The organism is Eubacterium sp. ER2 (genome assembly GCF_000765215.1).
GTDB lineage: Bacteria > Bacillota > Clostridia > Lachnospirales > Lachnospiraceae > Claveliimonas > Claveliimonas intestinigallinarum.
Genome location: NZ_JPJE01000051.1, coordinates 1 through 511, shown reverse-complemented (window position 1 = coordinate 511; position 511 = coordinate 1). Strand labels below are relative to the sequence as shown.

1 protein-coding gene is annotated in these 511 nt (G+C 40.3%); it reads right to left on the bottom strand.

Annotation, left to right across the window (positions count from 1 at the left end):
* Positions 1–407 (bottom strand): transposase (locus tag NI21_RS0115055; protein WP_033127031.1); only part of this gene is annotated, 407 nt, incomplete at its 3' end.
* Positions 408–511 lie beyond the last annotated feature (104 nt).

Genomic DNA, 511 nt, shown 5'->3' with positions numbered 1-511 from the left:
AACTTCATACATTGTTCGAGGATATGGGAAAAGATCTGTTCAAACAGTTCCGTATCCTTAAAACGTCGGGTATAGTTTTTCCCAAAAGTAGAAAAGTGAGGAACTGGATCCAACATATCCAGACCGAGAAACCAACGATAAGCTACATTCACTTCGATTTCTTTTATCGTCTGGCGCATACTTTTAATCCCATAGAGATACTGGATAAAAGGGATTTTGATCAGCATCACCGGATCCATGCTCGGCCTTCCGTTATCTGCACAATACTTGTCTTCTACAAGATCGTAAATAAAGTTCCAGTCAATTGCCCGGTCAATCTTTCGGAGCATGTGATCCTTTGGCACCATGTCATCCATGCTGAACATCATCATTTGTTCTCTTTTTTTATCGGCATCTCTTGTCATCATAAGCGGAACCTCCTTATAGGATAATTATACCATGTGCAGGGAACGTACCGCTTAACTTTAGAGTTGATAAGTAGGGGATTTTTCTTGATAAAAACCGGAAGGAT